The 23,745-nt window shown below is 68.1% G+C and carries 19 protein-coding genes and 2 tRNA genes; 11 read left to right on the top strand and 10 right to left on the bottom strand.

What is annotated here, in order from left to right; genetic code table 11:
• Window positions 1-31: 31 nt before the first annotated feature.
• From AB0I12_RS34700 to AB0I12_RS34680, 5 genes are all read right to left on the bottom strand, one after another.
• On the bottom strand, window positions 32-1,906 hold the full coding sequence (locus AB0I12_RS34700; RefSeq protein ID WP_359938030.1) for an ABC transporter ATP-binding protein: 1,875 nt from the start codon (window positions 1,904-1,906) through the stop codon (window positions 32-34).
• Window positions 1,903-3,567, bottom strand: a complete 1,665-nt coding sequence (locus AB0I12_RS34695) for an ABC transporter ATP-binding protein (RefSeq protein ID WP_359938028.1) — start codon at window positions 3,565-3,567, stop codon at window positions 1,903-1,905. The genes AB0I12_RS34700 and AB0I12_RS34695 overlap by 4 nt, the downstream gene beginning before the upstream one ends.
• A gap of 318 nt (window positions 3,568-3,885) precedes the next feature.
• Complete coding sequence (locus tag AB0I12_RS34690; RefSeq protein ID WP_359938026.1) at window positions 3,886-5,115, bottom strand: MFS transporter; 1,230 nt, start codon at window positions 5,113-5,115, stop codon at window positions 3,886-3,888.
• Window positions 5,116-5,179: 64 nt separating this feature from the next.
• Complete coding sequence (locus AB0I12_RS34685) at window positions 5,180-6,961, bottom strand: hypothetical protein (protein ID WP_359938025.1); 1,782 nt, start codon at window positions 6,959-6,961, stop codon at window positions 5,180-5,182.
• Window positions 6,954-7,901, bottom strand: a complete 948-nt coding sequence (locus AB0I12_RS34680; protein ID WP_359938024.1) for a MoxR family ATPase — start codon at window positions 7,899-7,901, stop codon at window positions 6,954-6,956. Before AB0I12_RS34680 ends, AB0I12_RS34685 begins: the two co-directional genes overlap by 8 nt.
• 244 nt (window positions 7,902-8,145) lie before the next feature.
• On the opposite strand from AB0I12_RS34680, the gene AB0I12_RS34675 reads away from it, so the two are divergent.
• From AB0I12_RS34675 to AB0I12_RS34660, 4 genes are all read left to right on the top strand, one after another.
• Window positions 8,146-10,038 carry a hypothetical protein gene (locus tag AB0I12_RS34675; RefSeq protein WP_359938023.1) on the top strand — a complete coding sequence of 631 codons (1,893 nt, stop codon included), beginning with the start codon at window positions 8,146-8,148 and terminating at the stop codon, window positions 10,036-10,038.
• Between the two features lie 293 nt (window positions 10,039-10,331).
• A complete protein-coding gene (locus AB0I12_RS34670) occupies window positions 10,332-11,513 on the top strand; it encodes a globin domain-containing protein (RefSeq protein ID WP_359938021.1) in 1,182 nt (393 codons plus the stop codon).
• Window positions 11,510-12,139: a DivIVA domain-containing protein gene (locus AB0I12_RS34665; RefSeq protein WP_359938019.1), complete on the top strand. Its 630-nt coding sequence runs from the start codon at window positions 11,510-11,512 to the stop codon at window positions 12,137-12,139. The genes AB0I12_RS34670 and AB0I12_RS34665 overlap by 4 nt, the downstream gene beginning before the upstream one ends.
• A gap of 45 nt (window positions 12,140-12,184) precedes the next feature.
• Window positions 12,185-13,756: a nitric oxide synthase oxygenase gene (locus tag AB0I12_RS34660; RefSeq protein WP_359938016.1), complete on the top strand. Its 1,572-nt coding sequence runs from the start codon at window positions 12,185-12,187 to the stop codon at window positions 13,754-13,756.
• 1 nt (window position 13,757) lies between these two features.
• Here AB0I12_RS34660 and AB0I12_RS34655 read toward each other — a convergent pair whose 3' ends face one another.
• Window positions 13,758-14,084: a hypothetical protein gene (locus AB0I12_RS34655; RefSeq protein ID WP_359938013.1), complete on the bottom strand. Its 327-nt coding sequence runs from the start codon at window positions 14,082-14,084 to the stop codon at window positions 13,758-13,760.
• On the bottom strand, window positions 14,081-14,791 hold the full coding sequence (locus AB0I12_RS34650; protein WP_359938172.1) for a phosphotransferase: 711 nt from the start codon (window positions 14,789-14,791) through the stop codon (window positions 14,081-14,083). Before AB0I12_RS34650 ends, AB0I12_RS34655 begins: the two co-directional genes overlap by 4 nt.
• Window positions 14,792-15,062: 271 nt before the next feature.
• Between AB0I12_RS34650 and AB0I12_RS34645 the strand changes: the two genes are divergently transcribed.
• Together AB0I12_RS34645 and AB0I12_RS34640 are read left to right on the top strand one after the other, a co-directional pair.
• Entirely contained in the window at window positions 15,063-15,665 is a 603-nt protein-coding gene (locus AB0I12_RS34645) for a hypothetical protein (RefSeq protein ID WP_359938011.1), read from the top strand.
• Between the two features lie 387 nt (window positions 15,666-16,052).
• Window positions 16,053-16,856 (top strand): hypothetical protein, encoded by an 804-nt coding sequence (locus AB0I12_RS34640; protein ID WP_359938008.1) that lies wholly within the window; start codon window positions 16,053-16,055, stop codon window positions 16,854-16,856.
• A 60-nt stretch (window positions 16,857-16,916) separates the two neighbouring features.
• On the opposite strand, the gene AB0I12_RS34635 is transcribed toward AB0I12_RS34640, so the two are convergent.
• Both AB0I12_RS34635 and AB0I12_RS34630 read right to left on the bottom strand, forming a co-directional pair.
• Entirely contained in the window at window positions 16,917-17,243 is a 327-nt protein-coding gene (locus AB0I12_RS34635) for an HAD hydrolase-like protein (RefSeq protein ID WP_359938005.1), read from the bottom strand.
• 275 nt (window positions 17,244-17,518) lie between these two features.
• Window positions 17,519-17,592, bottom strand: a tRNA-Gly gene (locus AB0I12_RS34630).
• 108 nt (window positions 17,593-17,700) lie between these two features.
• On the opposite strand from AB0I12_RS34630, the gene AB0I12_RS34625 reads away from it, so the two are divergent.
• The 5 genes from AB0I12_RS34625 (at window position 17,701) to clpX (ending at window position 22,354) form a co-directional block, all read left to right on the top strand.
• Window positions 17,701-17,773: transfer RNA gene (locus AB0I12_RS34625), tRNA-Pro, on the top strand.
• Window positions 17,774-17,851: 78 nt separating this feature from the next.
• A complete protein-coding gene (gene tig, locus AB0I12_RS34620; protein WP_359938002.1) occupies window positions 17,852-19,240 on the top strand; it encodes a trigger factor in 1,389 nt (462 codons plus the stop codon).
• A 392-nt stretch (window positions 19,241-19,632) separates the two neighbouring features.
• The gene (locus AB0I12_RS34615) at window positions 19,633-20,256 is read left to right on the top strand and encodes an ATP-dependent Clp protease proteolytic subunit (RefSeq protein WP_355689390.1); all 624 of its coding nucleotides are present in this window, start codon (window positions 19,633-19,635) and stop codon (window positions 20,254-20,256) included.
• Between the two features lie 30 nt (window positions 20,257-20,286).
• Window positions 20,287-20,898: an ATP-dependent Clp protease proteolytic subunit gene (locus tag AB0I12_RS34610; RefSeq protein WP_359937999.1), complete on the top strand. Its 612-nt coding sequence runs from the start codon at window positions 20,287-20,289 to the stop codon at window positions 20,896-20,898.
• Window positions 20,899-21,055: 157 nt separating this feature from the next.
• Window positions 21,056-22,354: an ATP-dependent Clp protease ATP-binding subunit ClpX gene (clpX, locus tag AB0I12_RS34605; RefSeq protein ID WP_359937996.1), complete on the top strand. Its 1,299-nt coding sequence runs from the start codon at window positions 21,056-21,058 to the stop codon at window positions 22,352-22,354.
• A gap of 92 nt (window positions 22,355-22,446) precedes the next feature.
• On the opposite strand, the gene AB0I12_RS34600 is transcribed toward clpX, so the two are convergent.
• A complete protein-coding gene (locus AB0I12_RS34600) occupies window positions 22,447-23,736 on the bottom strand; it encodes a glutamate-1-semialdehyde 2,1-aminomutase (protein WP_359937993.1) in 1,290 nt (429 codons plus the stop codon).
• Window positions 23,737-23,745 lie beyond the last annotated feature (9 nt).

Below are 23,745 nucleotides of genomic sequence, written 5' to 3'. Positions count from 1 at the left end.
AGACCCCTGCGCCCCGCTGTGTGCCGTCAGGTCAGGCCAAGGATTCTTCCCAGGCCTGGTGCAGTCCGGCGTAGTGGCCGTCCACCGTGATCAGGTGGTCGGGTGCGCCGTCCTCAATGATCTGGCCGTATTCCAGCACCAGGACGCGGTCGGCGGTCTCGACCGTGGACAGCCGGTGGGCGATGACGATCGCCGTACGGTCGGCCAGGATCGTCTTCAGCGCCCGCTGGATCAGCCGTTCGCTGGGGATGTCCAGGCTCGACGTCGCCTCGTCCAGGATCAGTACGGCGGGGTTGGCCAGGAACGCCCGCGCGAACGCGACCAGTTGCCGCTGCCCCGCGGACAACCGCGAGCCGCGCTTCTCGACCGCGGTCTCGTAGCCGTTCGGCAGCGCCATGATGAAGTCGTGCGCGCCGATCACCTTCGCGGCCTCGACGACCTCCTCCATCGTGGCGTCCGGCTTGCCGAACCGGATGTTGTCCGCGACCGAGCCGGTGAAGAGGAAGTTCTCCTGCGTCACCATCACGACCCGCTCGCGCAGGTCGTCCTCGGACAGGTCCCGCAGGTCGACACCGTCGAGCAGCACATGCCCGCCCGTCGGGTCGTAGAACCTGGCCACCAGCTTGGCGATCGTGGTCTTGCCGGCACCCGTCGTACCGACCAGGGCCAGTGTCTGACCGGCCGGCACGTCCAGCTGCAGACCGGGCAGCACCGGTACGCCGTCGACGTACTCGAAGCGCACGTTCCGCAGCTCGAGGTGACCGTGCGCCGGGCCCGGCTTGGCCGGCTGGATCGACTCCGGCACGTCCGGGGTCTCGTTCAGCACACCGGACAGCTTCTCCAGCGCCGCCGACGCGGACAGGAAGGTGTTGTAGAACTGAGAGATGTCCTGCAGCGGCTCGAAGAACTGCCGCAGGTACAGCAGGAACGCGGTCAGGACGCCGACCGTCACGTGCCCGTGGTAGGCCTGGTAACCGCCGTACGCAAGGATCGCGACGATGGTGATGTTGCCGACGCCCTTGATCGACGGCATGAAGATCGCGTTCAGCCGGAACGACTCCAGGTTCGCCTTCCGGTAGCGGTCGTTGACGCCGTGGAAGATCTCCTCGTTGCGCGGCTCGCGACGGAACGCCTGCACCGCGCGGATCCCGGTCATCGACTCGACGAAGTGCACGATGACCAGCACGACCGCCTCCCGGGTCTGCCGGTAGACGACCGCGGACCGCTTCCGGAACCACGCCGTCAGGATCAGCAGCGCCGGGAACGACAGCAGCGCGAGCAGACCGAGCTTGAGGTCCAGCGTGAGCAGGATGATCGCCGTACCCACCAGGGTCAGCGCTGCGGTGACCAGACCGTCGAACCCGTTCGCCAGCATCTCGTCGATGACCTGGACGTCGGACGTCAGCCGGGAGATCACCCGGCCCGAGGTGAACTTGTCGTGGAACGCCGGGCTGAGCCGCTGGAAGTGGTCGAAGACCCGGCGCCGCAGACCGAGCAGGATGGTCTGGCCGAGCCGGCCGGAGCGCATCAGGAACAGCTGCCGCGCCCAGGCCTGCAGCAGTGCCGAGGCGAGCACCGCGATCACGATCGTGATCAGCTCCCGCGAGCCCTGGCCGGCGAGGATCGGCGGGATGCCGTTGTCGATGCCCAGGTGGACCAGGTACGGCACGGCGAGCCGGGCGCCGTTCTCGACGATCACGATCACGATCAGCAGCCAGATCAGCTTCTGGTACGGCCTGAGCAGCTCGCCGAGCAGCTTCCGGGAGTCCTCCTTCAGCCGGATGCTGGTGGCCCGGGAGATCTCCCGGTCGGGGTCTTCCTCGAACTGACCCCGCCAGCTCTGCTCTTCCGGCAGCTGGTCGTCCTCTACGTCCTCGGGAGGAGGTGTCTGCTGGGTTGTCGTCATGCGTGAACCTCCTCTTCCTCTGCGGCGAGCAGGTGCCGGTACTCGGGCACCGTGGCCAGTAGTTCTTGATGGGTTCCTACGTGGGTGACTGTGCCGTTCTGCAGCAGTGCGACCTTGTCGGCCAGCATCACTGTCGACGCGCGGTGCGCGACCACGATGCCGGTGGTCTCGGAGAGCACGTTCTGCAGCGCTTCCTCGACCAGGGCCTCGGTGTGTACGTCGAGAGCCGACAGGGTGTCGTCCAGCACCAGTACGGCGGGCTTGGCGAGCACTGCCCGCGCCAGTGCGAGCCGCTGGCGCTGACCACCCGACAGTGACATGCCTTGCTCGCCGACGCGTGTCTCGAGGCCCCACGGGAGGTCGTTGGCGAACTGCGCCTGGGCGACCTCCAGCGCCTGCTGGGCCTCGGCGTCGGTGGCGTCCGGACGGCCGAGCGTGAGGTTCTCCCGGACGCTCATGGAGAACAGCGTGGGGTCGTCGAACGCGGACGCGACCGCGGTCCGCAGCGACACCAGGGTCAGGTCCCGGATGTCGTGTCCGTCGATGGTGATCCGCCCCGCCGTCACGTCGTACAGCCGGGGGATCAGTGCGGTCAGTGTGGTCTTGCCGGACCCGGTGGCGCCGACCAGTGCGAGCGTCGTACCAGGGGTCAGGTCGAGGTTGATGTCGTGCAGCACCTCGGTCGAGTCGTCGGAGAACCGGAACCCGACGTGCTCGAAGCGCAGGTGACCGCGCGGGTGGGTGAGCTCCTCCGCGCCGGACTTGATCACCGAGTGGGTGTCGAGGATCTCGCTGATCCGGTCCGCCGCGGTCATCGCCTCCTGGGCCATCGCGAGGATCGCGCCGAGCGAGGTGACCGGCCAGACCAGCGACAGCATCAGCGTGATGAACGCGACCAGGGTGCCGAGCGTGATCGCCTCCCGGCCAACGGCGAGCGCGCCGAGCAGCAGCACGATCACCAGGGTCAGGTTCGGGATGACGCCGAGGAAGCTCCAGAACCGGGATGCGAGCCGGACCTTCTCGACCTCTGTGTGGTACAGCGTGGTCGCCTCGTCGTCGAACTGCGCCTGGACGTGCGGCCGGCGGCCGAACGCCTTGATCACCCGGAAGCCGAGCGCCGACTCCTCGATCCGGGTGGCCAGGTCGCCCTGCTGGTCCTGCACCTTGCGGGAGATCCGCAGGTACTTCTTCTCGAACTTCAGCGAGACCATCACGATCGGCACGGCGGCCACGAGGACCACCAGACCGAGCGGCCAGTAGAGCTGGAGCAGCAGGATCGTGACCACGACCAGCTGCAGGATGTTCATCACCAGGAACAGCAGGCCGAAGCCCATGAACCGGCGGATGGTGGACAGGTCGGTGGTGACGCGGGACAGCAGCTGGCCACTCTGCCAGCGGGTGTGGAACTCCATCGGCAGCGACTGCAGCCGGACGTACAGGTCGTGCCGGAGCGTGGCCTCCAGGTCGCTGACGGTCCGGGACTGCGCCCAGCGGCGCATCCAGACCAGGAGGACCTCGGAGATGCTGAGTCCGAGCGCCAGCAGGGCCAGCGGGACCAGCATGCTCAGCTCGCGCCGGGTGACCGGTCCGTCGATGATGGCCCTGGTGACCAGCGGGACGGTGAGGCTGACGGCGACGCCGAGCATCGCGGTGGTGAACATCACCGAGAGGCGCCAGCGGTGGGGCTTCAGATAGGGACGCAGCCGCCACAGATTGCGGCTACGTTCGGGGGCACGGGTGGTAGGGGCAGCGATCGACGGCGCTTGGACAGCGTGCTCGGAGGGCATCTGGACGGGCGCACTTCCCATCTACTTCGTCAAAGGGTTTCGGCGACCTGAAAACGGCGCACTTTCCAGTATCGCCCAGTGGGTAAGCGCTTGTCCTGCCAATTCCATTCCCGGGCGATGAATTACCGCTTGTCGCAATAGGCCGTCCGGGTGCCAGGCGGCGAGGGGTTCCGGACCTATCACGTTCCATGATCAGTGCGTGGCGATCGATCGCCGGCCTGATGCCTCTTCGGGCAGTTCCCGGAGGTCCCGGAGCGGGGAGCAGAGGGCGATCAGCAGCCCGCCGAGCATGCCGCCGGTGGCCAGCAGCAGCGTCGGACGGATCTGGATCGCGGTGGCCAGCACGCCGGAGACGGCTGCGCCGACGGTCTGGCCGCCGATTACCAGGGTCCGCCATGAGGCGGTCACCTGGCCCAGCAGGTGCGGTGGGGCCATGGACTGCCGCAGGGTCCGCTGCGGGACGGCGAACAGGGACATACCGAGCCCGGCGAGTACCTGTCCGAGCAAGATGAGCGGCGTCACGCCGGTGAACAATGCGACGCCGTTGAGTGACGCCAGAAACACACCGCTGAGATAGGAGCGGCCGATTCCCACGCGCCGGCACCAGCCGGGGGCGACGAACGTACCCGCCACCGCGGCAGCACCGAAGGCGGTCAGCGAGAGCCCGACGAACGCCGGTGACTTGTGCAGCTCCCGGATCAGGAACAGCACGACCAGCGGTCCCTGCATCGCTCCGGCCATGGCCGCAACAGCCGCGGACACCACGAGTGGCCGGAGCATCCGGTCGCCGAACAGCACGCGCAGTCCGGCCGACAGCCGTACCTGGGACCGCTCCGGCACAGCTCCACGGGCGGGCTCACGGATGAGGTACGCCGCGACCGTGGACACGACGTACGACGCCGCGTCGACGACGATCGCGAACGGTGCCGTGAGCAGCTGCACGAGGAAGCCGGCCGCGGAAGGACCGAGCGTGGAGGCGAGGTTGAGATTGAGCAGCGCGGCGCTGTTCGCCTGCATCAGCTCCGCCCGTGGCACCAGCCACGGGATCATCGTCTGGGACGCGGTGTCGGACAGCAGAGTCAGCACTCCGGTCAGTACGGCGACGGCGTACAGCTGCTCGATGCGCAGCCAGCCCAGTGCCGCCGCGGCTGGCACTGAGCCGAGCATGAACAGCCGCCCGACATCGGTCCAGATCAGCACGCGACGCAGGGACCACCTGTCGACCCAAACGCCGGCCAGCAGCCCGAACACGAGGTGCGGCGCGATCGTCAACGCCGCCAACGCACCCATCTGCACTGCTGACGCCTGCAGGCTGACGACAGCCACCAGCGGCAACGCGACAGTGGTGACCGCACTACCCGACGCCGACACCAGCTGCCCGATCCACAGCTTGCGGAACTCGCCTCTCACGACCCATGCCATGCCTTCGAACCTGTCACTCAGCAGAGTCGTCCGACTACGCCTGTTCGCCGTGAGCAGATGCAGTTCACTCGACGCGAAACACAGGACCCCTTGCGGTGAAGGGCAGCGACGCGCCACGGGGGATCAGCCACGCGTGCTCCCGCCGTACTCGGACGACGTCGCACTGGCCGTCGGTGATGAGCAGGATCGGCCCGTGCGCAGGGAAGTCGGCTGCGCGCTCGAGAAGGTCGACACCGGGCTGCAGCACGGTCCCGCCGCGACCGTGCACCTTCACGCGGCCCGCGATGTCGTCCACCGGCACGTAGCCGGCGTCGTACGCCGCGGCGTCGCAGTACACGACCCGCGCGGCCGGTACATCGCGGGCGCGCGAGTACGACGCGATCGCGCCGAGCGCCTTGCCGAGGAGCTCGCGGTCCATCGAGCCCGACGTGTCCAGAACGACGCCGTACGTCGGGAGCCGTTCGAGCTCGACGGGGCGGATCCAGCCGGGCCGCGGGATGTCCGGCGTACCGGACTGGCGCCGGGAGGCACGGGCGTACGTCCGGGTCTTCTCGACCGCCGGGACGTGCTCCTCGAACCAGCGCGCCAGCTGCGCGTCCCAGGCGAGCGGCGGGTGGTCCAGCGCGCGGATCTCCTCGACGAGTCCGGCAGGCAGCGTGCCCCGGGAGGAGTCGTGGTACGCCAGCCCGGTGCTCAACGCGCGACGGTAGATGTCGTCCAGCCCGGCCGCGCGGGCAGCCTCGCCTGCATGCGGGAGCGGGTGCCCGAGGACGTCGCCGAGGCCGACTCCGCGCAGGGTCGCCAGCTTGCGGTAGCGGCGCAGGTCGGTCGCGATGCGGTCGTAGACCTCCTCGGCGGACATGCCCTTGAGCGCGGGATCGTGGAGGGCTCCGTCGGGCATCGTGCCGACTCCCATCTCGAGGAGCCAGCCGTTGATCACCAGGTCGGCGGCGACGTTCCACAGGTACGGGTCGCGGCCGCCGACGCGCTCACCGTGCCGGAGCGCGGCGTGCAGCATCTCGTGCGCCATCACGAACCGCCACTCGCCGAGCGTGAGGTCGGTGAGCGGGTTGATGTAGATCTCGCCGGCGGACGCGTTGACCGCCGCGGTGTGGATGTCCCAGCCGCGCGCGAGTTCGGTCTCGGCGACGACCTTCATGCTCGACGCGATCGCGCCGAGCAGCGGGTACGACGACACGAACCAGCCGAGAGCCAGATCCCACTTGTCCCTCCCGTCGCGACCCGCGGTCAGCGAGGAGCGTGCGCCGCCTGCAACGTCGACAGCCGCTGCGGCGGCCGCCGAGAGGCCGGCGGCGAACAGCTCGCTCCAGTTCGGCGGCTTACCCCAGCCGTTCCAGCGGGCGGTCTGGACGTCCGGTGCGTGACCGGCAACGCCGAGGCGCTCGTAGTCTGCCGGTACGCCCTCGCGCCGCCACAGCCGCGCCAGCGCGTCCTCCTCCATCGCTGGGAAGGACACCGGGAGGTCGACGACCGGCGTTCCGAGTTTGAGCGACTGGAGGTAGCGGTTGACCGCCACGTCGTACGAGGCGCTCCTGGCCTGGTCAGCTGCCGGCAGGTCCCGCTCGGCGTGACCCAGGCCGAGGTGGATCAGCAGGTGCGCGAAGACCCACGACCATTCCTCCGGCGTCGCTCGGCGCGTCCGGTGCGTACGGATCTGACCGTTCGAGTCGATGGTCGCCCAGCCGTCCGCCGGGCAGCTGTCGTCGCGGAGCGGGCTGTGCGCCCAGTCCGCCATCGGCGCGAACAGCGGGTGCCGGGCGATGACGCCCCAGCCGGCCTGGATCGTCTCCCAGGCCGGGTCCCGTCGCGCCTTCTTCTTAGGCACGTGCGGCCACAAGACGCGGCAGATCGCGGCTGACCTCGACCAGGAACCACGTCGGCAACACCGGGCGGCCGTCGTCGTCGGCCGCGATCACCAGCTGCGCCACCTCCAGCGAGATCTCCGCCAGCTCGACGAGCAGCGCCTTGCCACGGTGTGCGAGCTGACGGGCCGCGGGGCTCGCGGACGCCTTGTCGGCGGCCAGTTCCTTGACCAGCCGGGCCCGGAACGTCTCGGCCAGGAAGTACAGCAGGTCCCGGTCCTCCGGCGCGGACGGCCAGCCGGTCTCGCCCTTCAGTACGGCGTCCAGGCCGAACGCGTGCCGCACCGTCTTCACGTACGCGCGGAACGTCGACGCGTGCGCCGCCGACAAGGTGCCGAAGGCAAGGACGCGGAGGGTCTCGTCGGACACGTCGTCGCCGTACGACAGGAGGGCGTCCGACAGCATGTGCCAGCTGCGCGGCGTCGAGAACGGCTCCTCGGTCTTCGGCGGCGCGGTCCACAGGTGGTCCGGACGGTTGCGCAGGTACTCGAGGACCCACGGGTGGATGCCCGCCGTCCCTGCCCACCGCAGCCAGTCGGTCGCGGAGGCGCGCAGGTGGATGTGCACGAGCCGGTTGACCAGGGCGCTGGCCATCGGGCGTGCCAGGGCGTTGTCGGTGGCGCGGTTGCCGGCCCCGATCACGACGGAGCCCTCGGGCAGCTCGTACTCGCCGATGCGGCGGTCCAGGATCAGCGAGTAGAAGGCCTTCTGTACCTCGGCGGAGGACGCGTTCAGCTCGTCCAGGAACAGGCAGTACGGCTCGTCGCGGGCGATCGCCACCGGCGGTGCGAACCGGCTGTGGCCGTCGACGATCTGCGGTACGCCGATCAGGTCCTCCGGCGCCAGTTGGGTGCCCAGGAGCGTGACGCATTCCAGACCCAGCGATTCCGCGAACGCTCGCACCAGACTGCTCTTCCCGATCCCCGGTGCGCCCCCAGAGGAAGACCGGGCGCACCACTGCCACGTGCAGCAGTACTTCGGGCAGCTCGGCCGCCGACACCGTGATTCCCGCCTGCATCAGTTCCCTTCATGGTTGGTGAGTGACTGTTGGCCAGCCCTTCAGGATCCTCCTGCGGTCACTGTGTGTCACGCGGTTTTCCAGGGTGCTTCCGTTACCGGTGGTTACTGGCTAGGGTGCGGCGCGACGATGAAGGAGTACTGGGGGTCTGCTGTGCCGAGCTTTCGCGTGAAGGCGGTTGCTGTCTGTGCCGTCGTACTGCTGCCGTTGACGGTGTCGTCGCAGGTGATGGCGGCAGACCCGCCGGAGCACCTGGGGGAGGGTGTGCTCGTTCCGGGGAAGACCGCGGTCGACGTCGGGATGTCGGGTACGCGCGTGGTCGTTTCGAACCCTGTCTACGAGACGAGCAACAACGGGACCACCTGGACGGCCTCCGGAGGCTCGAACGACGGCAAGCCGCTGCAGGTCGAGGGGTCGTCGCTGCTGACCTTCGACAGCGGTACGGCGAAGGTCGGCGGGCTCACGTTCCCCGCGACGGACGAGGTGCTGCTGGGGAAGGGCGGCAAGCTCGTCTCGCACCGGGCGGCCGCGGCGGCGACGGCTGAGGTGTACGACGTTGCGACGAAGGCCAAGCTGGCCGACTTCGCCCCGCCGTTCGCCATGGCGGGCGACACGGTCTGGAAGGTGACCGAGCCGGGGCATCTGGACGGCAAGAACCTGACGACCGGTGTGGTGAAGACCGTGCTGGTCGCCGGCGCGTGCACAGTCGGCTCCGACGACGTCAACGGCCGGTGGGCTGTGCTGAGCGGCTGCAACCAGGTCGTGGACGTCAACGGGCCGCAGCCGCCGCGCAACCTGTCCGTGGCTGCGGATTCTCAGTTGGGCAACGGCTTCGCGGTGCAGACGTCCGGCTCCGACCTGCTGGTGACCGATCTGAACGACCCGGCGCTGGGCCAGCGGCGGTACGGGCCGATCCGCACCGCTACTCCCAGCTTCCGCGCGGACGGCTCCGGACTGGCGAAGATCGTGTACGCCGACGCGTCGAGCAAGCCTCGCGTGATCACGCTGAGCTGGCTGACCGCGGACCCGCAGCAGCACCCCGACACCGTGGCGCCTGTACTGACCACTGCGTCGGCGGGTGACCGGATCCGCGACAACACGAGTCTGTCCTTCGAGTGGGCGTACGACGACCCGCAGGACCCGAACTCGCCGGCGACGGGTGTGAACAGCTACGACCTGCAGTACCAGCAGCGCCCGAACCGCACATCGCCGTACGGCGCGTGGGTCCAGCCTGCCGCGTGGCAGGGGCTGAAGACGACCGGAGCGAGTCTTACCGCGCCGATCGGCACCGATACGTGCTGGCAGGTGCGGGCGCGTGACTACGCCGGCAACCTGAGCGCGTGGAGCGCGTCGTACTGCAGTGAGGTGGACGGGACCGCTCCGTCGCTGGTCACGTGGCGGATCGGTGATCGCGTCCAGCTCAGTGGATCCGCCACGGTGCGCTGGGCGTACAAGGACGACACCGACATCGCGTCGTACGACGTGGTCTACAAGACCGCTGCACCGGGCGTCGCGTTCGGGAAGTGGATCTACCCGGCGGTCTGGCAGAGCACGCGCATCACGTCGATCACCTGGGCGCCGCGTCTCGGTTGGGACGAGTGCTTCATGGTTCGCGCCCGCGACTACCTGGGCAACCTCTCCGCCTGGTCGGCTCCCATCTGCTCGGTCGCCCCCGAGGACGACCGCGCGCTCACGTCGGCCGGCACGGTCACCCGCTCCACGAGCACGCTCGCGTTCCAGGGCACCACCACCATCCTCAAGGCCAACGGCGCCTACCTGACCAAGGCGACCGAGGCAGGCCTGCGCATCGCCCTGGTAGCCCTGCACGGCCCGGGCCAAGGCCGCGTGGACATCTACCACGCCAACATCAAGATCGGCACCGTCTCACTCGCGGCCACCAGCACCAGCCGAGTGGTCACCTACCTCCCCACGACCCCGTTCCGCACCGGAGCCCTGAAGATCATCTCCACCTCCACAGCCCCCGCCACCGTCGACGGCATCGCCTTCCTCCGAGCGCCCTGAGGCACTCAATCGTTTGAGTGCGACGCTCAGCTGAGAGTGTTCGGATAGTGACCGCGGATATTCGGCACGTTGTAGTCCGATTGCGGTTTCGGCGTTCTGGGGCCTGGGTAGGTCTCCGCGCAGATAGACGGAGGACTGAAGAAGAAGACTCGGGGACTGGAACTGGGAGGGCACCCTTGTCAACGCAGTATCCGTCGGCGCGACCTGCCGACGACCGGCAGTCAATCGCGCCCGCTGACGGGCCGTTCGCACCTTTCGAGGAGCTGCCTTCTCGAGCCGGATAGCGAAGCCCGATGGATGCCAACGCCCTCCAGGACAGCTGGGACCGGGTGACGCGACACGGTGAACAGGTGCCGCTGTACTTCTACTCACACCTGTTCGTCTCCTATCCCGAAGTACGCGCGATGTTCCCGCTCTCGATGTCGGGCCAGCGGGACAAGTTCGTCAGCGCGCTCGGCCGGATCGTCAGCCATGCCAACCACATCGACCAGGACGCGGCCTTCCTGCAGCACCTCGGCCGCGACCACCGCAAGTACGCCGTCGTCGCGGAGCACTACAACGCCGTCGGCGCCTCGCTCTGCGCGACCCTGAAGCACTTCCTCGGCCCCGAGTGGGACGAGGACCTCGCCATGCACTGGACGGCCGCCTACCAGGTGATCGCCCGGATCATGGTCGAGTCCGCGGAGACGTCCTCCGAGACCAGCCCGGACTGGTGGGACGCCGACGTGCTCTCGGTCGAGCGGCGCACCATGGATCTCACCCTGCTCACGGTCCGGCCGCGGCGCGCGTACTACTTCCGGCCCGGTCAGTCCATCTCGATGGAGATCCCGCAGCGCCCCAAGATGTGGCGGTACTTCAGCCCGGCGAACGCCCCGCGCGCCGACGGCTCGATCGACCTGCACGTCCAGCAGATCGACGGCGGTCAGGTGAGCCCGAGCGTCGTACGGTCGCTCAAAGCCGGTGACGCCGTGAAGCTGGGCGCGCCGGTCGGCGAGCGCCTGACCCGGCGCGACGACGACGTACGGGACCTGCTGATGGTCGCCGGCGGAACGGGTCTCGCCCCGCTGCTCGCGGTCCTGGAGCAGATCGACAACGAGTGGAACCGGACGCGCACAGCGCCGCGGGTCCAGCTGTTGCACGGCGTACGGATGCCCTGGCACCTGTACGAGCGCCCCCGGTTGCGAGAGCTGGCTCAGACCCGGCCGTGGTTCGACTATACGGAGGTCGTGTCCGACGACGCCTCCTACCCGGGGACGCGCGGCAAGGCCGGGACGATCGCGGCGCAGCAGGACCTGCACGGGCGTACGGCGATGGTGTGTGGCGGACCGCAAATGGTCGCGCACACGCTGGAGAGGCTCGCCGCCGCCGGTGTCGACACCGAGCACATCAAGTACGAGCACTTCTACTACGCGGCCGTTGACGAGCACACCGCTACCGCCGGCCCAGCGTTGACCAGGTCAGGAGACAACAAGTGACCAACGGAAAGCACCGCCACGGCTCTCCGCACTACCGGACACCCGAAGCGATCCGGGGCGAGACGTTCCAGCGCCGGCTACGGGGTCTCGACGCCGACCAGGTGTACGACTACCTCGACGTGGTGGCCGAGCAGGTCCACGCGACGGCCAGCGACCTCAGCGAGAGCCGGGCCGAGAACCAGCGTCTCCAGGCAGAGCTGCAGCGCACCCGGGCCGAGCTCCAGCGCGCGCAGACGCAGGTGGACGAGTACGAGCAGGCGGGCGACCGCGTGAACGAGCAGATCGTCCAGTTGTTCAGCCAGGCGCAGCTCGTCGCCGAGGAGATGGTCCAGGACGTCAGCCGCGATGCCCGCGAGCGGATCGGGCAGGCACGCGCCCACGAGCGCCGGATCGTCGAGGAGGCGATGGACTCGGCCGGGCAGCAGGTCCGCTCGTACGCCCAGACGGCCCACGTGCGGATGCAGTCGATCGTGGACACGTTCGCCACCGAGGTCGACCGGATCGGGAGCGCAGCGGTCCCCGGCGAGCCGGAGGCCCGCCAGAAGGACGCCTGGTTCGACGACATGAGCGACTGGCAGGTCCGCCTGCGGAACGGGAGCGGCCCCGCGTCTCCGAGCTCGGACTGACCGGTGCGAGCTCCTCTGAGACCCGCTCCCGCAGAGGACGACACGTTGGGCCTTCCGGCCCATCAAGCGCCGGCGCCTGTTCGCCGCCTGCCCGCACGCCCGTTGGCCCGCCCGCTGGCGGCTCTCGGGCTGGCCGTGGCGGCCGGCGTCGTCGGCGCGCTCGGCCTCGGCGGCGACCTCCCGACAGTCGTCGCGATCGCCCTCGGCGCGGCAATTCTCTTCCTGGCGGTGGGAATCTGCGTCGCGTACGCCATCGAGGCGCGCCCCGGCACCCAGCGTCCCCAACCCGGCGAATCCCGAGCCCAGGCCGGCGACTCCCGACCCCCAGCGGGCGAGCCTCGGCTCGGATCTCGCCGCCGGGGCGCCAGGTCTCGCCTGCAGGGCGGCGGCCCTCGGCTCCAGGTTGACGCCGAGCAGCCGGGCGGTGACCGGCGTACCGGCTGTCCGGTCTCGTCAGGCGCGCCCGTACCGGAGCCTGCGCCCGACGTCGCCGACGTCGAGGCGGTCCGGGCCGCGGCGAAGGAGTTCCTCGAGCTCTTCCACGCCGAGAACCCGCGGGCCGGGCGGCTCGAGCCACGGCTCGCCGCGGTCATGCAGGAGATCGACCTGACCGGGACGTACTGGCACACCGCCGACGAGCTGACGTTCGGCGCCCGCGTCGCGTGGCGCAACAACAAGCGGTGCATCGGCAGGCTGTACTGGCGGAGCCTGCAGGTGCGCGACCTGCGGACGGTGTCCGACGCCGGCAGCGTCGCCGCGCACTGCTTCGATCACCTGCGGAGCGCGCACAACGGCGGCAAGATCCGGCCGATGATCAGCGTGTTCGCCCCCGAGACGCCGAACCGGCCCGCGCCCAGGATCTGGAACGAGCAACTCATCCGGTACGCCGGGTACGAGCAGCCGAACGGGCGATCGCTCGGCGATCCCCGCTATCGCGCGTTCACCACGAAGCTCATCCAGCGCGGGTGGCGGCCGCCCGACCGGCCCGGCGCGTTCGACGTACTCCCGCTCGTCGTGGAGACCGTCGACGAGGGGCCGCGGATGTTCCAGCTGCCCGGCGACGCGGTGCAGGAGGTCCCGCTGGAGCACCCCGAGCTGCCCTGGTTCGCGGGGCTCGGGCTGCGCTGGCACGCCGTACCGGTGATCAGCAACAACCGGCTCGACATCGGCGGTGTCTCGTATCCGGCGGCGCCGTTCAACGGCTGGTACATGGGCACGGAGATCGGCGCCCGCAACCTCGCCGACAGCGACCGGTACGACCTGGTGCCGCAGGTCGCCGAGCGGATGGGGCTGGACACCTCACACGAGGCGACGCTGTGGCGCGACCAGGCGCTGGTCGAGATCAACCGCGCGGTCCTGCACTCGTTCAACCTGAACGGCGTCACCGTCAGCGACCACCACACCGAGTCCCGCAGGTTCCTCATCCACCTGGAGAAAGAGGAGCGCGCCGGCCGCGAATGCCCCGCCGACTGGAGCTGGATCGTCCCGCCCCTGTCCGGCTCCCAGACCCCCGTCTTCCACCGCTACTACGACGCCAAGACCCAGGTCCCGAATTTCTTCACCGACCCCGGAGCCACCTGCCGCTCCCTCCACGGCGGCCCACCCGCGTTCTCCTGAGTCAGGGCTCCTCATGGATCTCGTCCTTGGCCTGGTCGCTCAGTTCGTCCTCCAGTCCGGTGTACTCGACCCAGTCCGGGTGCTGCGCGTAGAACTCGTCCAACTCTTCAGCCGGCACCCGCTGGATCAGCTCACCTGTGTAGTGATCCCGCGCAACCCAGCGGTTAGGAGGCCCGTCCGTCGAGTCGTCGTCCTCGGCGATGAACATGTCGAACACGTAGACGCCTGTACGCCGGTACTCCGCCAGCCGCTCCTCGAGCAGCTCCCGCAAGCGCGCCGCGTGCCGCTCGAACCAGCGCCGGTCCTCGGCGCTCCACTCAATCGTCACGTCAGGTCGCTGTCCCGGACGGGGCGGACTTCGGCGAGGCGTTTGACGGAGTAGTCGTCGTCCCAGCAGACGGCGGCTTCCCAGGCGGCGGAGGCTTGGGCGGCGACGTCGTACGCCTGGTCGTCGAGGTCGGCGGCGTTCTCGGGCAGGACGAGGTCGAGGTCCGGGACGTCGACGTGCGACTCGTCCCAGTCGATCAGCCCGACGTGGTCGGCGGTCATGCGGATGTTGCCGGGGTTGGGGTCGCCGTGGACCACGCACGTCTCACGCCCAACGAGCCGAGCCCACGCGGCTCGGCATCGGACAACGCCTTCGGGAGGCATCGCGCCGAGATCGATCTTCGTACCGGTCTCGGCGTGCAGCAGATCGGTAGACGACCGCCACCCCGGCCGCTGCGGCCAGCCCTGCGTCAACCGGTGCAACTCGCGGAGCGTGCCGGCCACCCGACGCCAGTCGGCCTGCGTCTCCGGCGGTCCACCCTCCAGATGCGTCATCACCACCAACCCGTCGGCAAACAGCCGCCCGTCCAGGGTTGGGATCGGCACCGGCACGGTCAGCCCTTCACGGTCGAGATACCGCAGCAGTTCGGTCTCCCAGGCAAGATCAGCATCACTCCGACGCCCCAGCCGCCCAACCGCCGTCCGCCCACCAACCCGCACCCGCCAAACGTCATTGGCCACCCCACCGGACAACCGCTCAACCCGCACAGCGTCGTCGCCCCACAACCCCAACACATCCCATCCCACCCGCCACACCCTACGGCGTAGGGCTGGCGAAGCCGCGCACAATAAGGGAGGGCGAGGCAGGCCGACGCTCTCCGTAGCCACACCTAGCCCCCCGCCGGTGCGGGTGACGAGAATCGAACTCGCGTAGCCAATTTAGAAGGACGGCTGACCCTTGCTCGCTGGTCGCCGGTGAGCCTGCTATTTAGCACGCTAATTGCACACGGACAGGTTGCGGGACCAGTACGGTTAGGCCATGCCGTACACATGGACCGCGGAGGATTGGGAGAAATACCGCAACTGGGCAGATGAGGTCACGGTCCGTCTGACGTTTGTCACCGATCAGACCGGCTCCGAGATTGTCGAGGAGTGGACCATGGTTCCCGCCGGATCCGCGGCGTGGTCTCAAGACTGGTTGGTCCGCGAAGTCGAGTCGCTGGGGCACGACCCCGACAGCGGCGAGCCGATGTACATCCTCAAGGTGCGCGAGACGAAGGCCTCGTGGGGATTCGACGCTGCGACCCAACAAATCCTCATGGAAGTGTCAGCGGCCGTTCTGGGCGCAGCGGCCTGGGAAGGTCTCCGAGCTCTCGCCAAGAAAGTAGCGGAGCGGATTCGGGACCGAGGTGAGCGACCCACGACCCTTAGCGAGGAAGAGGCGGAGAACCGGGTCCGGTGGTTGCTCAGCGAAAGGTACAAAATCCCGGACGACGGCCTCCGACTCAAGTCAATCGAGACCGACGGCGTGCGGGCATCGGCCCAGTTTATCGGCCCGGACGGCTCGACCTACCAAGTCGGCCTGGAACTGGTCGATGGTCTAGTCACAATCGACCGGACAAGGCGTGAGCTGCCGAAGTAGGTCTTCGTAGCCACACCTGCCTCTTCCCCGATAGCTGCCAAACCCAGGACAGCGCGGCGCAGCGCAGGTCAAGAGTCGGCTTGCCGATCCAGTAGGACGCCGCAGGCGCTCTTGATATGGGTCGTGGTGGCCGGACAATCGAGCGGCCGGGACTGGGCTGCCCGAGGGATCAGACGCCAGGGCGGCGGATCAGGCGGTTGGGATCGTGTGGATGAGAAGCGTCCTGCTCCTGGGCTCCGGCGAGGACGGCGCTCCGGCGCTGCCTGCAGCCGGGGTCCTTGATCCAAAAGAGCCAAACTCGGTAGAGAGTCGCGTACAGTCAACGCGTTGGGGGATCGCCGTAGATCAGGGGGTTGAGGCGGAATGCAGGGAGCGGCTCAGACGCAGGTGAGTGACCAGGACGTCAGCCGGAAGTGGCTTGAGATGGCGCCGCTCATCGACAGGATGATGGAGCGGGTCGGGACGAAGGGCGAGTTCCCCGTCGAGGCTGGATCGCCGCTGGCTGGGGATGACAAGGCGTCGGATCCATATCAGACATCGCACGCGCTGAGGATGTGTCTGACGGCTGGTGTCGACCATCTGCACGCGATCAAAGTCCTGGTGCTGGATCAGCAGGTGCTCCACGTTGCTGCGCCGAGCTCTTTGGCGCGTGGTGCTCTTGAGAACTTCGGTGCTGCATATTGGATCCTGGGACCGCGTGAGCGAGACGACCGGGTGACCCGGACCCTGCGTTGGTACGCGAAGAACTTCAAAGATGGTGATACCGCCACCCAGCCGCTAAATCTGCCTGGGCATGTGCTCCTGGCGGACAAGATGGACAAGATCTTCGCTGTGGGCGCGAAGCGATCCATTCCCGCGGCATCGATCAGGGGCGGATACACCAGCACGGAGACAGTCATGTACGCCGAAGCGAACGCACCGCAGTTGCCGCTCGGTGTCGTGCTGCCTTGGAGACTGTGCTCCGGATTCGCGCACGGCCGCCCGTGGGCATACCTAGGCATGTCCAATCGAGAAGAAGAGACATCGAAAGACAATGCGAACATCGTGAATGTCCGGCTGACGAGCGACCTGATGAGGGCCCTGTACCCGGCGCTCGCCGCTCTCCAGCTCCTAGAGCGCTTCCTCCGTCTGTATGCGGAACGCTCTGGGTGTCACCTCGCGCAGCTATCTGGATCTTCGGGAGGTCTGTAACGAGCGACCGTCAGTTCATGCGAGGTAGGGTTTCGCCCTAACAGAGTCCGATAGCTGACGTCAGCGCGGCTGAGGTGCCTTCTCGACCAGGTGGGGGCTCGGCTTCATGAGCGCCGGTCTGATGGGGTCCCTGGTCTCGATGTGGTCGACTAGGTCGGTCAGGCCGACTCGGTCGAGGTACGCCCGCATCGATACGCGTGCGTTGTTGCTGACGATCGCGAGTTGCCGACCGGTCGCACGGCAGGCCTGCAGGAATTCCGCGACACCGGGCGTCGGCGTGGCGCTCTCGACGGCCTTTGTCTCGGCTGTCTGAAGCGCCGTCTCGACATGGCAGGCGTCCATACATTCCCGACGCCGGCTGTACTCGTCGACCAACTGCACACTCACCTACCGGAGCACGTCGAGCCTGGACTGCAAAGGTCAGGGAGGCCGGTCTGCCTATGTGGTTCCACTTCCATGACCTGCGTCACAACGGTAACCATCTGGCCTCGGAGAGCTGGCGCGTCGACCAAGGAGCTGATGCACCGGTGGGCCACGGCACGATGCGGGCGGCGCTGGTGCCGGCCTCCTGATCGCCGGCTAATCGCACGTGGGCGGATCGCAGCCGGACGTGAAAGACGGCCCCGAGCCGAATGAATACCTGTGGCTGGGCCTGCTGCTGTTGGAGCGGGTGACGAGAATCGAACTCGCGTAGCCAGTTTGGAAGACTGGGGCTCTACCATTGAGCTACACCCGCGGTGCTCGGACATGATTCCATACGGAGCCCTGTGGACCCAAAACGGGTTTTCGGGGGACCCGGTGGCGCGAGCACTGGTTTCGGGCGGCTAGACTCGTGCGGTCACTGCGGGGCGTAGCGTAGTGGCTAGCGCGCCTGCTTTGGGAGCAGGAGACCGCAGGTTCGAGTCCTGTCGCCCCGACAAACCCCGTGCAGCACCGGCTGTGGCGTCGGCTGTCCGGCGTCGCAACATGTCACCGAATCAAGGAGAACCGCCACCGTGAAGAGCACCGTCGAGTCCTTGAGCCCGACCAAGGTCAAGCTCATCGTCGAGGTGCCGTTCGAGGAGCTCAAGCCGAGCCTCGACGCGGCGTACAAGAGCATCGGCCAGCAGATCGTGGTGCCGGGCTTCCGCAAGGGCAAGATCCCGCCGCAGGTCATCGACCAGCGGGTCGGCCGCGGCCCGGTGCTCGAGGAGGCGATCAACGACGCCCTCCCGAAGTTGTACTCGCAGGCGGTCAGTGACAACCAGGTGAAGGCGATCGGCCGGCCTGAGGTCGACGTGACCGAGTTCAACGACAAGGAGAGCCTGCAGTTCTCCGCCGAGGTCGAGGTCCGCCCGGAGATCACGCTGCCGGACCTCGAGGGCCTGGAGGCCGAGGTCGAGGACATCGCGGTGTCCGACGACGAGGTGACCGAGCAGATCGAGGCGCTGCGCCAGCGGTTCGGCTCGCTGAACCCGGTCGAGCGCGCGGTCGCCGACAAGGACTTCATCACGATTGACCTGTCGGCCAGCAAGGACGGCGAGAAGGTCGAGGAGGCGCAGGCGACCGGCCTGTCCTACCAGGTCGGCAGCGGTCAGCTGCTGGACGGGCTGGACGAGGCGGTCATCGGCCTGACCGCGGGCGAGAAGAAGACCTTCGTCACCCAGCTGGTCGGCGGTTCGCTGAAGGGCGACGACGTCGACGTCGAGGTGACCGTGACCGCGGTCAAGGAGCAGGAGCTGCCGGAGTTCGACGACGAGTTCGCGCAGACCGCGTCGGAGTTCGACACCGCCGACGAGCTGAAGGCCGATGTGCAGGGCCGGCTGGAGCGCGGTAAGCGGCTCGAGCAGGCCGGCGAGGCGCGCGACGCCGTGCTGGAGAAGATCCTGACGCTGGTCGACGTGCCGGTCCCCGAGGGCCTGCTGACCGACGAGCTGGCCGCCCGCAAGGAGAACCTGGAGCAGCAGCTCGGTTACTCCGGGATGACCATGGAGCAGTTCCTCGAGGGCGAGGAGCAGACCCAGGACGAGTTCGACGAGGACCTGAAGAAGCGCTCCGAGGACGCGATCAAGGCGCAGTTCGTGCTCGACCTGGTGGCCGAGCAGCAGGAGCTGAGCGTCAACGACCAGGAGCTGACCGAGCACATCGTCCGGCACGCGCAGCGTTCCGGCGTCAGCCCGGACCAGTTCGCCCAGCACGCGGTGGAGAACAACCTGGTCCCGAGCCTGGTGTCCGAGGTCGTCCGCGGCAAGGCGCTGGCCTACCTGGTGGAGAACGCCAAGGTCACCGACGCCTCCGGCAACACGGTCGAGCTGAAGACCTTGCAGCCGGACGGCACCTACGCCGACCCGGAGGCCGCCGAGGCCGAGGCGACCGCCGAGGAGCCGGAGCCGGCGAAGGCCTGACCCGCCGCACGACCCCCGCAAGAACAGAGCAAGACCCCGTACGGTCCGGACCCCAGGTGGGATCCGGACCGTACGCATGTTCGCCGGACGATCGCGACACGATCGCAAGAAACCTCGCCTACGGTGGCTGGTGAAACGATTTCCAGGCGAGGGGGCAGGGTGTGACCGCGCTGCTGCAGGAGCCGGAGGTACGGCGGGAACCGGAGCGCCCGGCCCCGCCAGAGGTACCTGACGAGGCAGCGGTCGACGAATCCGGATCCGTTGTCCTGTGCGGCTGGTGAACGCGCCCGAATTCGCTCACAGCAGACGAACGGCGGGCGGGCGATGCGCCGTGAGCGAACACCTCCGGCCCAGCCTTAGGTCTGTCGCCGCCGACCAGTAATGTCGGGTTCGTGAACGAGACATTTGCAGCCAGCCCCACCGCCGCGGGCGGCAATGGATCCGGCGGACAAGACGACGACATCTACCGCGAGCTGCGGAAAAATCGGATCATCTTCTTGGGGTCCGAGGTTCGCGACGACAACGCGAACGCGATCTGCGCGCAGATGCTGCTGCTGAACGCGCAGGATCCCAACGCGGACATCTGGCTGTACATCAACTCGCCGGGTGGCTCGGTGGACTCCGGCATGGCGATCTACGACACCATGCAGTGGATCTCCAACGACGTCGCCACCGTCGGGATGGGCCTGGCGGCCTCGATGGGTCAGTTCCTGCTCTGCGCCGGCGCGAAGAACAAGCGCTTCGCTCTGCCGCACGCGCGGATCATGATGCACCAGCCCTCCGGCGGTATGGGCGGAACGGCGTCGGACATCAAGATCCAGGCCGAGCAGTCGCTGCACCTGAAGGCGCTGCTGTTCCGGCTGATCTCGGAGCACACCGGTCAGCCGCTCGAGCAGGTCGAGAACGACGCCGACCGGGACCGCTGGTTCACCGCCGACCAGGCGAAGGAGTACGGCTTCATCGACCACGTGGTCAGCAGCGCCGCTCAGCTCAGCCAGGGCAGCCCGAACTCCTGATCTCCCACTCCGTCAGTTAAGGACGCACCAATGAACTACTTCATCCCGCAGTGGGAGGAGCGCACGTCGTACGGCATGCGCCGGATCGACCCGTACACGAAGCTGTTCGAGGATCGGATCATCTTCCTTGGCACGCCGATCACCGACGAGATCGCGAACGCCGTGATGGCGCAGCTGCTGTGCCTGCAGTCGATGGACTCCGACCGCGACATCAGCATCTACATCAACTCGCCCGGCGGCTCGTTCACCGCGCTGACCGCGATCTACGACACGGTCCGCTACATCAAGCCGGACGTCCAGACGGTCTGCCTCGGCCAGGCCGCGTCGGCCGCCGCCGTGCTGCTCGCCGCCGGTACGCCGGGCAAGCGGCTCGCCCTGCCGAACAGCCGGATCATCATCCACCAGCCGGCCACCGAGGGCACCTACGGCCAGTCGAGTGACATCGAGATCCAGGCGAACGAGATCCTCCGGCTGCGCGCGCTGCTGGAGAAGATGATCGCCGACGCCAGCGGCAAGTCGCACGAGGAAGTGTCCCGGGACATCGAGCGGGACAAGTTCCTGACGGCCGAGCAGGCGATCGAGTACGGCCTGATCGACGACGTCCTGCAGTCCCTCAAGGCCCCGGTTCCCGCCGGCGTCTGAACAGGTTCAGATCAGGCTCGGCCGGTCTGACCGGCTGTCAAGAGCTTGACGCGTTCGCCACCGGCGTAGTCACAACCCGGTGGCGAGCGCGGTTTTTCGGCCCCGGACGGGGTACCGTCGAAAACGGTCCGACTGCGCATAGAAGGGATCTGTCCCGGTGGCACGCATTGGTGACGGCGGCGATCTGCTCAAGTGCTCGTTCTGCGGAAAGAGCCAGAAGCAGGTCAAGAAGCTCATCGCCGGTCCCGGCGTCTACATCTGCGACGAATGCATCGATCTCTGCAACGAGATCATCGAGGAGGAGCTGAACGAGGGCTCCGAGGTCGGACTCACCGAGCTGCCCAAGCCGCGGGAGATCTACGACTTCCTCAACGCATACGTCGTCGGTCAGGACGTGGCCAAGAAGGCACTCGCGGTGGCGGTCTACAACCACTACAAGCGGGTCCGCGACGGCCAGGGCGCGTCGAGCGCCGGCCGGCACGCGAAGGACGAGGCCGTCGAGCTGGCCAAGTCGAACATCCTGCTGATCGGCCCGACCGGCTGCGGCAAGACCTATCTCGCCCAGACGCTCGCCCGGATGCTGAACGTCCCGTTCGCGATCGCGGACGCGACGGCGCTGACCGAGGCCGGGTACGTCGGTGAGGACGTCGAGAACATCCTGCTGAAGCTGATCCAGGCGGCGGACTACGACGTCAAGAAGGCCGAGACCGGGATCATCTACATCGACGAGGTCGACAAGATCGCCCGCAAGAGCGAGAACCCGTCGATCACCCGGGACGTCTCCGGCGAGGGTGTCCAGCAGGCGCTGCTGAAGATCCTCGAGGGGACGACGGCGAGTGTGCCGCCGCAGGGCGGCCGCAAGCATCCGCACCAGGAGTTCATCCAGATCGACACGACCAACGTGCTGTTCATCGTCGGCGGCGCGTTCGCCGGCCTGGACCACATGGTCGAGCAGCGGGTCGGCAAGAAGACGCTGGGCTTCAACACGAGCCGCGAGCCGGAGAAGCCGAAGGAGCTCGGCGGGTATGCCGACGTCATGCCGGAGGACCTGCTCAAGTTCGGTCTCATCCCCGAGTTCATCGGCCGGCTCCCGGTGATCACGACGGTGTCCCCGCTGGACCGCGAGGCGCTGATCAAGATCCTGTCCGAGCCGAAGAACGCGCTGGTCAAGCAGTACCGGCGGCTGTTCGAGATCGACAACGTCGAGCTCGAGTTCAATGACGACGCGGTCGAGGCGATCGCGGACCAGGCGCTGCTGCGCGGCACCGGCGCCCGTGGCCTGCGGGCGATCATGGAGGAAGTCCTCCTGAACGTGATGTACGAGGTGCCCAGCCGCGAGGACGTCGCGAAGGTCGTCGTCACCGGCGAGGTCGTCCTGGAGAACGTGAACCCGACGCTGATCCCGCGCGACCAGATCGAGCGCAGCAAGCGCGACCGGCGCGAGAAGAGCGCCTGACACTCGTTGCTCAGCAGGAGGCCGGGTCCGCCGTACGGCGGGTTCCCGGCCTCCTTCTCGTGGGCAGGATCGCAGGCCGTTCGATCCCGTTCCTACAGGGAGGAAAGCACTGAGTCCGCTGCCGCAAGAGTCTCGTCGACCTGGTCCGCGGTGTGCTCGGTGGACAGGAACCACAGCCCGCGCGGGACGATGTTGATCCCGGCAGCGAACAACCCCGCGTGGAACCGAGCCATCGCGGCCCGGTCGCAAGCAGCGAACGACCGATAGTCCGTGACGGCGGCCTGGTCCGTGATGTAGGTCTGGAACACCGGACCGGGCCCGTCGACGAGCAGCGGTACGCCGTGGCGCTCCGCCGCCGTCCGCAGGCCGGCCATCAACCGCTGACCGGTCGAGGTGAGCGGTGGGTAGACCGAGGCACGCTTCTCGTCCAGGTACGTCAGGACGGCGTCGGCCGCGGCCATCGCGACCGGGTGCGAGTTGAACGTGCCCGCGTGCGCAACCTTGCCGTCGGCGATCGACCCCATCACCTCGGCCGAGCCGACGAGCGCGGAAACCTGCATCCCGCCGGCCATCGCCTTCCCGAACGCGGCCAGATCGGGCACGACGCCGAGCAGTTCGCCCGCCCCGCCCGGAGCGACCCGGAACCCGGTGATGATCTCGTCGAAGATCAGCAACGACCCGTGCTGCCTGGTGAGCTCCCGCAGCCCTTCGAGGTAGCCGGGGGAGGGCGTGATGCAGCCGGTGTTGCAGAGCAGCGGCTCGAGGATGACAGCGGCGACCTCGTCCCCGCACTGGTCGAGCACCGCGGCGACGGCGGGAAGATCGTTGTAGGGCAGGACGATCAGGTCGTCCGCGTCGTGGCGCGGCTGGCCCGCGGTACCGCCGACCGCGGTCGGGTGCTTGGCGTCGCCGGCCAGCGCGAGGTCGGGGTGCACGCTGTAGAGGACCGGGTCGAGCCAGCCGTGGTAGTTGCCCTCGAACTTCACGATCTTGGGCCGTCCGGTGTGCCCGCGGGCCAGCCGGATCGCGCCATGCACCGCCTCCGAGCCGACGCTGTTGAAACGGACCAGCTCGGCCGCCGGCACCATGCTGCACAGGCGTTCGGCGACCTCGGCCTCCAGCTCATGCTGCGCCGCGTACGCGACGCCACGGCGTACCTGTGCGGAGACCGCGTCCGCGACGAGCGGCGCGGCGTGGCCGAGCAGGTTCGGGCCCTGCCCCAGCACGTAGTCGAGGTACCTCTTGCCGTCCACGTCCCACAGCTCGGCGCCGCGGGCGTGGTCGACGAACAGCGGCTTGTCGGCGCGCCGCGCGTCGCTGGAGACGCCGCCGGCGATCACCTTCTTGGCGCGTGCATAGAGGTGGTCGGCTTGTGTGGGCACAGCGTCCTC

It is taken from the genome of Kribbella sp. NPDC050459 (assembly GCF_040655315.1).
Taxonomy (GTDB): Bacteria; Actinomycetota; Actinomycetes; order Propionibacteriales; family Kribbellaceae; genus Kribbella.
Note: the sequence above shows the minus strand (reverse complement) of the source record. Positions and strands in the feature narration are given on the sequence as shown.

Excerpts from the sequence above, each read along its gene's own strand:
- AB0I12_RS34675 (WP_359938023.1), top strand. The coding sequence starts at position 8,146 with ATGAAGGAGTACTGGGGGTCTGCTGTGCCGAGCTTTCGCGTGAAGGCG.
- AB0I12_RS34670 (WP_359938021.1), top strand. The coding sequence starts at position 10,332 with ATGGATGCCAACGCCCTCCAGGACAGCTGGGACCGGGTGACGCGACAC.
- AB0I12_RS34610 (WP_359937999.1), top strand. The coding sequence starts at position 20,287 with ATGAACTACTTCATCCCGCAGTGGGAGGAGCGCACGTCGTACGGCATG.
- AB0I12_RS34645 (WP_359938011.1), top strand. The coding sequence starts at position 15,063 with ATGCCGTACACATGGACCGCGGAGGATTGGGAGAAATACCGCAACTGG.
- AB0I12_RS34690 (WP_359938026.1), bottom strand. The coding sequence starts at position 5,115 with ATGGCATGGGTCGTGAGAGGCGAGTTCCGCAAGCTGTGGATCGGGCAG.
- AB0I12_RS34695 (WP_359938028.1), bottom strand. The coding sequence starts at position 3,567 with ATGTTCACCACCGCGATGCTCGGCGTCGCCGTCAGCCTCACCGTCCCG.
- AB0I12_RS34700 (WP_359938030.1), bottom strand. The coding sequence starts at position 1,906 with ATGACGACAACCCAGCAGACACCTCCTCCCGAGGACGTAGAGGACGAC.